This window comes from Thermoanaerobacter brockii subsp. finnii Ako-1, from assembly GCF_000175295.2.
Taxonomy (GTDB): domain Bacteria; phylum Bacillota; class Thermoanaerobacteria; order Thermoanaerobacterales; family Thermoanaerobacteraceae; genus Thermoanaerobacter; species Thermoanaerobacter pseudethanolicus.
Window position 1 is genome coordinate 580934 of the sequence record NC_014964.1, and the last position, 12654, is coordinate 593587.

Here is a 12654-nt window from a genome sequence, read left to right on the forward strand (position 1 = left end):
TTTTTGTCATACGCATAAGGTATTTTCTTCTTCCCATAATGTTTCTAATTCTTCTTTTGTAATTGATTCTTTTTCTAAAAGCTTTTCGGCTATTGCAATAACTTTATGTTTATTTTCCAGCAATATTTTTTTGGCAAGTGTATAACAGCTATTTATAATTTTGTCAATTTCTTTATCGACAATTTCTGTGGATTTTAACATATGAAGGTCAATAACCCTGTTTCCCAATTCACTCATTCCATAATTGCAAACCATCTGATAAGCAATTTTTGTAGCTTCTTTTAAGTCATTTTCGGCTCCTGTTGAAATTTCATTGAATATTATTTCCTCAGAAGCTCTACCCCCTAAAAGCATGGTTATTTTATTTTTCAACTCTGTTTTTGTTAGTAAAAAGGCATCTTCTTTTGGAAAGTTTAATACATATCCTAATGCTTCACCTCGAGGAACGATTGAAATTTTTTCTATAGTATTTACGTTTAAAATTTTTCCAATAAGAGCGTGACCTGCTTCGTGGTATGCAGCAATATTTCGTTCTTTTTCTAATACAGAAGGATTTTTCTTTTTAAGACCTGCGATTACGCGCTCTAATGCTTCTTCAAACTCTTCCTTTCCAATTTTACTTTTGTTTTTCATTACAGCCAGTATTGCTGCTTCGTTGCACATAGCAGCCAGATGTGCCCCTGTCATACCGTGAGTTTTTCGAGCTAATTCACTTAAAGATACACTTTCGTCAAGGGGTTTATTGCGAGTATGTACCTTTAATATTTCCAACCTTGCTTTCATATTAGGTGCTCCAATGTGTATGGTTCTATCAAATCTTCCAGGCCTTAATAAGGCTTCGTCTAACATGTCAATTCTATTAGTTGCTCCTATGACTATAATCCCTTCGTTGCTATTAAAACCATCCATTTCTACTAACAGTTGATTTAAAGTTTGATCTTTTTCTGAATTGTTATCAGTGTTTCTCTTTGTTCCCACAGCATCTATCTCATCTATAAATATAATACTGGGAGCGCTTTTTTTTGCTTTTGCGAAAAGAGCTCTTATGCGACTTGCACCTACTCCTACATATTTCTCTACAAATTCTGAACCGGAAGCACTGATAAAAGTAGAATTGGTTTCACCAGCTAATGCCGTAGCCAAAAGAGTTTTTCCTGTGCCTGGTGGTCCGTAAAATAATATACCCTTAGGAATTTTTGCACCCATTTTGTTGTACTTTTCTGTATTTGTCATAAAGTCGATTATAACTTTTAATTCATCGATTACTTCATCTAATCCTGCCACATCCTTAAAAGTGATATTGGTTTTTCGATGACTGGTATCTTCCTTTGTCTCAGTGATATTGTTGTAGTTTACAGGCATGAGCTCCGAAAATTTATTTTTAAATAGTAGGTAGGTTACAACAATTACTGCTGCTGTCAAGATAAAAGAAAGGTTGAGATTTAGATTTGGTTTTACTTCTGAGATAAAAATGTAAATAAAAAGTAAATTTATAAAGATAGAAAGCGCCAAAATAATAATATGCAAATTCTTTTTCATAATTTCTCGCCCCCACTTTTATTCTGAATGTAGTTTTTGCTTATTAATGCAATTTATTCGTTAATTGAAAGAGTATAAAAAATGATTTTGAAGGTAAAAATGTAAAATAAATGAACGATTTTAGGAGGTTAGATATGAAAGGTTACATGGGGATAGACGTAGGTTCTGTTAGTACTAATATTGCAGTAATTGATGAGAATAATAGAGTAATAGATTCTGTTTACATAAGGACACAGGGTCAACCTATTAAAGCAGTTCAAAATGCTCTTCGTGAGATAAAAAATAAAATAGGAGATATGGTTATTAAAGGAGTAGGCACCACAGGGAGTGCAAGGCAATTGACTGGCTTAATGGTGGGGGCAGACATTGTCAAAAATGAAATTACTGCTCATGCCGTGGCAGCTTCCAATGTAATAAAGGATGTCAGAACGGTAATTGAAATAGGGGGACAAGACTCGAAGATCATAATTTTAAGAGATGGGGTAGTAGTAGATTTTGCAATGAATACAGTCTGTGCAGCAGGTACCGGTTCTTTTCTTGACCAGCAAGCATACCGGTTAAATATTCCCATCGAACAGTTTGGAGACATAGCTTTGCAATCTAAAAGTCCTGTCAGAATTGCGGGTAGATGTAGTGTTTTTGCAGAATCTGACATGATTCATAAGCAGCAGATGGGATATGCTCTTCCAGACATAATAAGTGGCTTGTGTGATGCACTTGTTAGAAATTATCTAAATAATGTAGGGAAGGGAAAAGAAATAAAAGAGCCAATAGTGTTTCAAGGTGGTGTTGCTGCTAATAAAGGAATAAAGGCAGCCTTTGAAAAGGCATTAGGAATGAAAGTATATGTGCCTGAACATTACGGTGTAATGGGAGCCATCGGGGCAGCAATATTGGCAAAAGAAGCAGTGAAAGAAAAAGGATATACTTCCTTTAAAGGCTTTGAAGTAAGTGACTTTAAATATAGAGCGGTAGGTTTTGAGTGTACTGCTTGCCCAAATCGATGCGAAGTCGTAGAATTCATACAAGGAGATGAGGTAATTTCAAGATGGGGAGATAAGTGTGGCAGGTGGTCTAACAGTACTAGTAAGAAAGTCCATGCAAATACAGCTAGTTAATTAATGGGAGGCAATATAAGCCTCCCAATTTTAAACCTTATTTTTTTATATATGTCCATTTCCAATCATTATCCACGCCAACTGCATGCCTTACAATTCCTTTTACGTAATCCTGCTGTTAAAAATGTTAATCTATATTAAACTTACTAAAAACTCTTCCGAAATAATATGTAAAATTGTATAATAAAATTATAAAGTAATAATTTCGGAGGTTAAAGGATGGATAACCGTGATATTATTTTTGCTCTTGACATTGGGACAAGGGTAGTTGTAGGGATAGTTGGAATTGAAAATAATGGGAAATTCCAAGTGCTTGCTGTTGAACAGATGGAACATGAAAGTAGGGCAATGTTTGATGGGCAAGTTCATGATATAGATAAAGTTGCTAATGTTGTTGAAAAAATAAAGAGAAGGCTTGAAGATTCTTTAAATATAAAATTGACGGAAGTGTGTATTGCGGCGGCGGGAAGGTCTTTAAAAACTCAATTTGCGAGAGCGGAAAAAAATATTGATGAAGAGCACGAAATAACAGTAGAAGACATAAACAATCTCGAATTGGAAGCCCTTGAGATTGCACAAAATTCCATCATTTCTCAATCAGGAGTTACAAGATATCATACCGTCGGTTATACAGTATCCAATTATTACTTAAATAGTTTTCCTATTACCAATTTAAAAGGACATAAAGGCCGTGAAATAGCAGTAGAAATTTTAGCTACTTTTCTTCCTTACGATGTAGTAGAGGGACTCTATGCTGCAGTAAAAAAAGCTGGGTTGGAAGTTTCATATATCACTTTAGAGCCTATAGCAGCAATAAATGTGGCAATTCCACCTGAAATTCGGATGTTGAATATAGCTCTTGTAGATATAGGAGCAGGTACTTCTGACATTGCTATATCAAAAGAAGGAAATATAATAGCATATTCTATGGTGCCTTATGCCGGCGATGAAATTACCGAATCAATTGCTACCCATTTCCTCACCGATTTTAATACTGCCGAAAAAATAAAAAAAAGCACAAAAAAAGAAATAAAATTTAAAGACGTGTTAAATATAGAGCACAAAATAACAAAAGAAGAAGTAATGGAAATTATAGCGCCACAAGTTAAAGTTTTAGCGCAAAAGATATGCGAGGAAATTATAAAATATAATGGTAAAAGCCCTTCTGCAGTATTTTTAGTGGGTGGCAGTAGTAATCTTCCTAATTTGCCTGAAGAAATAGCCTCTATATTGAATTTACCTATAAATAGAGTATCTGTGCGAGATATAAAATCAGTAGAAATTTTAGATTACAAAGGGAAGACGTTAAAAGGCCCTGAAAGCATAACTCCAATAGGAATAGCTTACTCTGCAATGATAAATAAGAAAAAGGACTTTATAAAAGTTTCTATTGACAATAAAACAATAAAGATTTTTAACATAAAAAATCCCACGGTAATGGATGCTTTAGTTGCTATAAACTATGACTCTAAAAATTTAATTGTGCAAAATGGTGAAGATTTAGTTATCAAGCTTAACGGCCAAAAAGTTGTTATTAAAGGTGAAGAAGGAACACCTCCCAAAATATATGTAAATGGTTCATTAGCAAATTTAAAGACTCATATAAACGATGGGGACAAAATAACAATTGTAAAAGGTCAAAAAGGGCAAGATGCTACAATAACCGCTGGTGAACTACTAAAGCAGCAAAAGGGGAAATTAATTTTTGTAAATGATTCCAAAGTGGACAAAAATTATGTTATAAAAAATGGGGATGAGATAGTTATAAAAGAAGATTTAACAAGTTTTGTTGTTACAGTAAATGGGAAAGAAGTAGAGTTAAAGGGGAAAGAAGAGTATCTCTTTGTAGACGTATTTAATTTTATAGATTTGAAACTGGATAATAACAAGGTGCCAGAAATGAAAGTTAATGGAAGGCGTGCCTCCTATACAGATATATTAAAGCCAGGAGATAATATTGAAATTGAAATATAAAAGTAGGTGAAGTCTCCACTTTTAAAAGGGTGGAGACTTTATAAAGTTGTGGAATTTTGACATTGCTGATATAATTAAGGGAGAGGTGAAAAGAGAATGGATATATTTATTGAAAAATTGGTCAAAAAACAAAAAACTTCGAAGGATACTCTATTTAGTATTGGTGTTGTGGTGGCTACATTAATTATTGTGTTTGGCGTGATACCTTTAATACCAATAGTTAAAAATTTCTTAATTTTCTTTTTGTTTTTGTTTGGCTATTTAGCGCATTACTTAATAAGGTCGAGAAACATTGAGTTTGAGTATTCGCTTACAAACAGTGAATTGGATGTAGATAAAATAATTGACCAAAAAAGAAGGAAACATGTTATAAGCGTTGACTGCAGAGATTTTGAAATCATGGCAAGAGTTAACAGTGACAGATTCACACAAGATATAAAAACTATTAAAAATCGAATTGAAGCGGTAAGTTCTATGTCTTCTCCTGATGTATATTTTGCAGTTTTTGAAAATGGGGGAGTAAAAACTTTGCTATTTTTTGAGCCAAATGAAAAAATGTTGGAAGCGATAGCAAGGTATATACCAAGGAAGCTTTTTAGATAATATTGAGAGGTTTGGGATATGAAAGGAGAATTAGAATTTCTAGATATTAGTAAGAAAACAGGATTGTCTGTCACACTATTGAAAGAAATAATAAAGGTGATATCAAAATATACAAGTGTTGAAAAAGCAGTTATTTTTGGTTCCAGAGGTCGGGGAGACTTTAAAAAAACGTCGGATATTGATATTTGTATTTTTGGAGATGAAGTAACACATACAGAGATAAATCTTTTAGAATTTGATTTAAGAGAATTAAATACTCCTCTTGACTTTGATGTAGTAAGTTTTAAAAGTATTACGAAAGAGGAATTAAAAGAAAACATATTGAAGGATGGAGTAGAGGTATATGATAGAAAAAAGATTACTTCAGAGATTTGAAGATTTTAAAAATGCTTTTATGCGTTTAAAAGAAGCCTTTGATATCGAGATAGAGAATGAGATAATTATTGATGGGATAATACAAAGATTTGAATTTACTTTTGAATTAGCGTGGAAACTTATGAAAGATTATCTTGCTTATGAAGGGATTGAAGTAAACAGTCCGAGAAGTGTTATCAGGGCAGCTTATGAAAATCATTTAATAGATGATGGAGAAGCTTGGATAGATATGTTAATGGATAGAAATAAAACTTCACATATTTACGATAAAAAATTATCTTTAGAGATTTATAACAATATAAAGGATAAGCATTTAAAATATCTTGAAGATTTAAAAAGAAAATTGGAAATGATCATTGAGAGAGAAAATAAGTAAGATTCCTTTATCTTAATTTATGCTGCTATAAGGGGATTATTTGAAAATAGAAAGAAATAACTAATAAATTATAAGGAGTTGATGAAATGATTAAAGCAGTTATTTTTGACATGGACGGTGTAATTATTGACAGTGAGCCAATACACATTAAATTAGAAGAGGAATTATTCAAAAGTTTAGGAGTAGAGATAAGTGAAGACGAACATTTGACATTTGTGGGGACTTCTTCTTATTATATGTGGAGGAAGGTTAAAGAAAAATTTAATCTTTCTCAAAGCGTAGAAGAGCTTGTAGAAATAGATAGAAAAAGGTATTTAGAACATGTCTTGAAAACAGGCGAAATAATTCCTATAGAAGGTATAACAGAGACGGTAAAAAAGCTTTTTGAGAAAGAGTATAGATTAGCTGTTGCTTCTTCCTCTCCTATAGATGTGATAGAATTAGTTGTGAAAAAGTTGGGAATTGATAACTGTTTTGAGGTGCTTGTATCTGGAGACTATGTAAAAAATAGCAAACCAGCCCCAGATATATTTTTATATGCAGCAGACAAATTAAAAGTAAAACCTCATGAGTGTGTTGTAATTGAGGATTCATACAATGGAGTTCATGGTGCTAAAAAAGCAGGGATGAAAGTGATAGGTTTTAAAAATCCTAATTCCGGAAATCAGGACTTATCAGAAGCTGATTTTATTATAGATTCTTTGGGAGAAGAATTATTAGAAATTATAGATGAATTAAACAATGCGGAAGATGTTGTTAAAAACTAATAAAAATAAATGGTGCGCCTGACAGGAATTGAACCTGCGACCTCTCGGTCCGGAGCCGAACGCTCTATCCGCTGAGCTACAGGCGCACACTTTACACATAAAAGTTTACTATGAAAAAACTAACCTGTCAAATGGATTTGATATTTATTAAACGTAGTGGTAAAATAATATTTGGAAACAATAAACAAAAGGAGGAGTGACAGATGCAGAGCGTTAGTATCGAAGCTATAAAAAGAGATACTGGTAAAAATGCAGCTCGCCGTTTGAAAAATCAAGGCTATATTCCTGCTATTTTATATGGCAAGGGTATGGCGGAGAGCATTCCTTTGGCAGTTGAATATAACAAGCTTCAAAGGTTGCTACAAAAACATGGAAGGAATGTCCTCCTCAATGTGATTGTGGATGGTTCTACTCATAATGCGGTTATTAAAGAGATTCAAGAAGATACTTTGAAAGGGAAAATAATTCATGTTGATTTCCAAAGAGTGTCAATGTATGAAGAAATTGAAGCTACTGTTCCATTGAAATTTGAGGGAACAGGCCTTATTGAAAGTAGAGGTGGAATTGTACAGCATCAACTTTGGGAGTTGACAGTGGAAAGCTTACCCGACAAAATTCCTCAAGAAATTGTTGTGGATTTAAGCAATTTAGAGATTGGAGATACACTTTTTGTAAAAGATATACAAGTTCCTGAGGGAGTAAAAGTTGTAGATGACCCCGATGAGATTGTAGTTTCTGTATTGGCACCTAGAGAAAGTGAAGAAGAGGCAGAAGAAGAGGCTACTGAAACAGCGAAAGAAAGTGAATAATAAAAAAAGAGAGGTTATACCTCTCTTTTTTTAATAATTAGCTATTTTTCTTTTTTCATTGGTTAGCCTTTCTGGGATTATATCATTTCGGATTAGGTCTTCATAAGTTTCTCGCGCAACAATTATATCAGCCTGACCATTAGATACGAGTACTGCAGCAGGACGAGGTAACCTGTTATAATTGCTGGCCATCGAATAATTGTAAGCACCTGTACAGGTTACAGCTAGTATATCTCCTTCTTCAATTTTAGGTAGAGTAATGTCCCAAATTAGCATATCACCTGATTCGCAAAGCTTTCCTGCTATTGAAACTTTTTCTGATTTTATATTCTTAGCTTTATTAGCTACAATAGCATCATATTTTGCTCCATATAAAGCGGTACGTATATTATCAGACATTCCTCCATCTACCGCTACGTATTTTCTGACACCTGGTATGTCTTTAATTGCTCCTACTGTGTAAAGAGTAGTTCCGGCATTTCCTATTATAGAACGACCTGGCTCTACAATTATGTTTGGCATTTTTATATTTAAAGCAACGGAGTATTCTTTTACTGCTTGCATTATTTCTTGAGCTATTTGTTCGATTGGCTGGGGATCGTCCTCTTCTACATATGCTATTCCAAAACCTCCACCTAAATCTAGTTCCCCTACTTCCCAACCTAAAAATTCTTTTACTAATTTTAAGAAATTCATCATAATTTCTATTTCAGCTTTATAAGATTCTGCATCAAAAATCTGAGAACCGATATGAGAATGTAGACCTACTAGATTTACATTTTCCAAAGTTAAAGCATATTCTATGGCTCTCATTGCGTCTCCATTAAAAAGAGGGAAGCCAAATTTTGAATCCATTTGTCCTGTTTTTACATATTGGTGAGTATGAGCTTCTACACCAGGAGATACTCTTATATAAATATTAGGAACTTTATTCATCTTTTTTGCCAAGTCATTTAACATATTTAGTTCATACCAATTATCTACAATGATTCTCCCAATATTATTTTCTAATGCCATTATAAGTTCTTCTTTTGATTTATTGTTGCCGTGAAAGTATATTTTTTCAGCAGGGAATCCTGCTTTTAACGCAGTATATAGTTCTCCACCAGAAACGACATCAAGACCCAAGTTTTCTTCTTCAATTATTTTGCATATTGCCATTGTCATGAAAGCTTTGCTGGCATAAATCACTTCATTTCCTGGATAATCTTTTTTAAAGCCATTATAAAATGCTCTACAATTTTGCCGCAATAACTCTTCGTCTATTACATAAAGCGGTGTACCAAACTTTTTTGCAAGAGTTACAGTATCGCAACCACCTATTTCCAAATGACCCTTTGAATTTATCTTCATTGTCCCATGCAACATTCTATCAACCTCATTTACTTTAATAATTTAAATTATGAAACTAAATAACAAAATAAAATACAGCTAAGTATTACCTCAGCTGTCTAGTTTGCACATAGACATGGTAATACCTCCTTCCCCCTATAGCGAGATAGCTCTTCACTGAAGGCTCGGGAAACCTCCAGTGACAGTCCTATACCTATTCGGCATAGGCCCAGCTGCGTAAACTTTAAGGAATTTACGCGCTTCGGCGAGCATCCCTTTCATATACCTTCATCGGCCCTTAAATACCTCTGGTATACTACTCTTGATAACCCGCGCCTCTACCTCACCTTCCAAGAAGATGAGGTATTGTTATTCAATTTTTTTATTTTTTTATTATAATATCATTTATGAAAACACCTGTCAATAGATTTTCGAAAAATTCTTATTAGAAATTAAAAAATGGATAAACTAAATGAGAGGTGTTTATAAATGCCATGGATAATAACTTTCATAGTTTCATGGATTATATTCTTTTTGTTAGTTGATTGGAGGTATATAAAATATACTGTATGGGGAGGACTATTAGCTTTAAGCTTTCAACTTGTTGTAGATGAAATTGCAATTGGTCTTAATCTTTATGATTTTTCTAATGTTGTTATTAGGATCTTTGATTCAAGTTTATTTTTTACTTTAGGTGCGCCTTTTTGCATAGGGGTATTGTATGCACAAACATATCCTAAAAATAATATTTTGCGCCTTATAGATGTGATCATTTCAACCGCATTATTTTTTATAATGGAATATTTATTAGTGCATATAGGGGCACTAAAGTATTTTCACTGGCACTATTTATATAGTCTAATTATAGACGTGGCAGCACTTTTGGCCTTAGGAAATCTCATCACTATTTTTAAATTGTCCCCCTGGATGAGGAGGGAAAAATAGTGAAACTATATGTTTTTTTGAGTTTGATTGTTATTGATGGGGTATTGGTGTTCTTGTGGTTTAATTTTTTAAATAAAATTCAAAAAAAAGAGGGTTAAAGAAAAAAATACCTACTATTGTAGATATATTGTACAAAAATTTGTGCTAAATATCATATTTATTGACGATAGTAAAGTAGAAGAAATAGTATTATAATAAAGGCATCAAACGTTTTCTAATAGGGGGAATCTAAAAATGGCTGATGTTGTACTCAAACATGTTTACAAAGTCTATCCAGGTGGTGTTACCGCAGTTAAAGATTTTAATCTGGAAATTCAGGACAAAGAGTTTATAGTATTGGTTGGACCTTCCGGTTGTGGTAAAACTACAACATTGAGAATGATAGCAGGACTTGAGGAAATATCAAGTGGGGAACTTTATATTGATGGCAAACTTGTGAATGACGTGCCACCAAAAGATAGGGATATCGCAATGGTATTCCAAAACTATGCTCTTTATCCTCATATGACAGTGTATGACAATATGGCTTTTGGTCTTAAACTTAGAAAGGTTCCAAGAGCGGAAATTGATAGAAAAGTAAAAGAAGCAGCTCGAATTTTAGGATTGGAAGAATATTTAAACAGGAAACCAAAAGCTTTGTCAGGTGGACAAAGACAGAGGGTTGCATTGGGACGTGCTATTGTCCGCAATCCAAAAGTATTCTTGATGGATGAACCTTTGTCCAACTTAGATGCAAAGTTGAGAGTACAAATGAGAACCGAGTTGGCTAAACTACACGATAGATTACAGACGACTTTCATATATGTTACCCACGACCAAACAGAAGCTATGACAATGGGTACAAGAATAGTAGTTATGAAGGATGGCGTTATTCAGCAAGTAGATAAACCTCAGACTATTTATGATTATCCAAATAATTTGTTTGTAGCTGGATTTATTGGAAGTCCTCAAATGAACTTTATTGATGCAAGATTAGAAAATAAGAATGGCAAAGTATATGCTACTTTTAAGGGATTCAGCATTTTGGTGCCAGAAGGGATTTTAAAGAGATTAAAAGATCCAAGCTACGTTGGAAAAGAAATTGTGCTAGGAATAAGGCCAGAAGATTTGCATGACGAAGAAGTGTTCTTGGAAGCATATCCAGAGGCTGTAGTTGAAGCAAAAGTAGATGTTACAGAGTTGATGGGTCCAGAGACATATCTATATTTGGATGTGAATGGTGTTCCATTGACAGCAAGAGTAGATCCAAGAACAAGGGCAAAAGCAGGAGACGTAATTAAAATAGGATTTGATATAAATAAATTGCACATGTTTGATAAAGAAACAGAAATGTCAATTTTGAATAGAGTAATAAGCTAAAAGGCGGTTATTCCGCCTTAGACTGTAGACAAACTTTTTATATAACATGTTAGCATTTTGCATAAGTGTAGCGACTTGATAGAGCAGTAACTAAACTTAGCGAGGCTGAGAGGCGAAAGCGGGGCCGAAGCCAAGGAAGGCGGAGGCGGGCACTAAGTCAAGGATGACGAATGTGCCCGGAACCCCGCTTGAGCCCGAGGGCGAGCGATAGTTTAGTCTGCGATATCACCGGAGCGAACGATGCAAAATGCTAACAACGATAATTAGTTTGCCAGCAAACTGAGGCGGTTATTCCGCCTTTTATTTTTTGTGTCAAAATACCACATAAATTTACATTTGCCTATTATTTCTTCTAGGAAATAGTGTATAATTATTGTATACTATAAAGTAAGGTGGTATGAAAATGATCGGCTATGACCTTATAAAAAAGGTGGCTTACGATATTCAAAAAAATCTTCAAATGCCGTTATATATAATAGATAAGTCAGGAAATTTAATTTACGGTAACAAAGATTTTTTTGAAAAAAAAGCAGGATTTTTAGAGATAAAGGTAGAATATATTGATGAAAAAGATATATATGAAGTAGGAGAATTTATATGCTATAACATATTTTACAATAATGTTCTCTTTTTTACTATCGCTTTAGAAAGAAAAGATGAACAATCAAAAAAAGTGCTTTATCTAATTTCTCTAATTTTTGAACAATTGCTGCAGAAATATAATAGAGAAGAGTTTTTGATAGAGGCTTTAACAGGTAAATTAAGCGTAAATTTAGTGTCGTATTATGCTGAAAAATATAAAATAAATAAGAATGTGAAATACACAGTAGCAATTGTCGAATCGAATAATGAAATTGATGATGCGATAAAGATAATTACAAATATTTTTGATAAAGGCAATTTATATACTGTAAAATTTGATGATAAAAGATTTGTAACGATATTTTCTTACAAAGGAAATAACTCTTTAATAGAACTTTATAAAACTATGAAAGATATGATAGAATCTGAAGGCTATATGAAAGTAAAAATAGCTAGTTCTTCTTCCTTTGTGCCAATTGAGAATATACATATCGCCTATAGGGAAGCAGAGACAGCCTTACTTATTGGACAAAAATTGGAAGATGAAAAAGGAATATATATTTACGAAGATTACAGCTTTCCAGAAATTTTATGGGGAATTGATATAGAGAAGGTAAATAATTTTATTAAAAAAAGAAATATTGATTTTGGTATTTTCAAAGATGAGGAATTGATACAAACCTTAAATGCTTTTTTCAGGAATAGTTTAAATTTGAGTGAGACTGCCAGAGAGTTATACATTCATAGGAATACATTAGTTTATAGACTTGATAAAATTTTTAAAATGACAGGTCTGGATGCTAAAAATTTTGATGATGCTGTCCTATTAAAGACGATCATGATTTTGACCAAATTATATAATATTCCGAGGTGAG

Annotated in this window: 12 protein-coding genes, 1 tRNA gene and 1 riboswitch; of the genes, 10 read left to right on the plus strand and 3 right to left on the minus strand. The window is 33.3% G+C overall.

Annotated features, from left to right (window positions below):
• Positions 1–6 precede the first annotated feature (6 nt).
• Positions 7–1539, minus strand: a complete 1533-nt coding sequence (locus THEBR_RS02825) for an ATP-dependent metallopeptidase FtsH/Yme1/Tma family protein (protein ID WP_012269064.1) — start codon at positions 1537–1539, stop codon at positions 7–9.
• Between the two features lie 134 nt (positions 1540–1673).
• On the opposite strand from THEBR_RS02825, the gene THEBR_RS02830 reads away from it, so the two are divergent.
• The 6 genes from THEBR_RS02830 to THEBR_RS02855 all read left to right on the plus strand — a co-directional run bounded on the left by THEBR_RS02830 (position 1674) and on the right by THEBR_RS02855 (position 6752).
• On the plus strand, positions 1674–2657 hold the full coding sequence (locus THEBR_RS02830) for an acyl-CoA dehydratase activase (protein WP_003866578.1): 984 nt from the start codon (positions 1674–1676) through the stop codon (positions 2655–2657).
• A gap of 219 nt (positions 2658–2876) precedes the next feature.
• The gene (locus THEBR_RS02835; RefSeq protein WP_012269065.1) at positions 2877–4631 is read left to right on the plus strand and encodes a cell division protein FtsA; all 1755 of its coding nucleotides are present in this window, start codon (positions 2877–2879) and stop codon (positions 4629–4631) included.
• Positions 4632–4727: 96 nt separating this feature from the next.
• Positions 4728–5234: a hypothetical protein gene (locus tag THEBR_RS02840; protein WP_012269066.1), complete on the plus strand. Its 507-nt coding sequence runs from the start codon at positions 4728–4730 to the stop codon at positions 5232–5234.
• An 18-nt stretch (positions 5235–5252) separates the two neighbouring features.
• Complete coding sequence (locus tag THEBR_RS02845) at positions 5253–5609, plus strand: nucleotidyltransferase domain-containing protein (RefSeq protein ID WP_003866582.1); 357 nt, start codon at positions 5253–5255, stop codon at positions 5607–5609.
• The gene (locus THEBR_RS02850; protein WP_003866583.1) at positions 5578–5985 is read left to right on the plus strand and encodes a nucleotidyltransferase substrate binding protein; all 408 of its coding nucleotides are present in this window, start codon (positions 5578–5580) and stop codon (positions 5983–5985) included. The genes THEBR_RS02845 and THEBR_RS02850 overlap by 32 nt, the downstream gene beginning before the upstream one ends.
• Before the next feature lie 86 nt (positions 5986–6071).
• On the plus strand, positions 6072–6752 hold the full coding sequence (locus THEBR_RS02855; RefSeq protein WP_009052772.1) for an HAD family hydrolase: 681 nt from the start codon (positions 6072–6074) through the stop codon (positions 6750–6752).
• Between the two features lie 10 nt (positions 6753–6762).
• Here the strand turns inward: THEBR_RS02855 and THEBR_RS02860 are convergent.
• Positions 6763–6838: transfer RNA gene (locus THEBR_RS02860), tRNA-Arg, on the minus strand.
• A gap of 117 nt (positions 6839–6955) precedes the next feature.
• On the opposite strand from THEBR_RS02860, the gene THEBR_RS02865 reads away from it, so the two are divergent.
• Positions 6956–7561, plus strand: a complete 606-nt coding sequence (locus tag THEBR_RS02865; RefSeq protein ID WP_003866585.1) for a 50S ribosomal protein L25/general stress protein Ctc — start codon at positions 6956–6958, stop codon at positions 7559–7561.
• Positions 7562–7591: 30 nt separating this feature from the next.
• On the opposite strand, the gene lysA is transcribed toward THEBR_RS02865, so the two are convergent.
• Positions 7592–8929 (minus strand): diaminopimelate decarboxylase, encoded by a 1338-nt coding sequence (gene lysA, locus THEBR_RS02870; protein ID WP_003866586.1) that lies wholly within the window; start codon positions 8927–8929, stop codon positions 7592–7594.
• A 123-nt stretch (positions 8930–9052) separates the two neighbouring features.
• Positions 9053–9242, minus strand: a riboswitch (Lysine riboswitch).
• Between the two features lie 140 nt (positions 9243–9382).
• Here lysA and THEBR_RS02875 point away from each other — a divergent pair.
• From THEBR_RS02875 to THEBR_RS02885, 3 genes are all read left to right on the plus strand, one after another.
• Positions 9383–9838, plus strand: a complete 456-nt coding sequence (locus THEBR_RS02875) for a hypothetical protein (protein WP_009052771.1) — start codon at positions 9383–9385, stop codon at positions 9836–9838.
• Positions 9839–10072: 234 nt separating this feature from the next.
• On the plus strand, positions 10073–11197 hold the full coding sequence (locus tag THEBR_RS02880) for an ABC transporter ATP-binding protein (RefSeq protein WP_009052770.1): 1125 nt from the start codon (positions 10073–10075) through the stop codon (positions 11195–11197).
• Between the two features lie 403 nt (positions 11198–11600).
• Positions 11601–12653: a PucR family transcriptional regulator gene (locus tag THEBR_RS02885; protein WP_009052769.1), complete on the plus strand. Its 1053-nt coding sequence runs from the start codon at positions 11601–11603 to the stop codon at positions 12651–12653.
• Position 12654 lies beyond the last annotated feature (1 nt).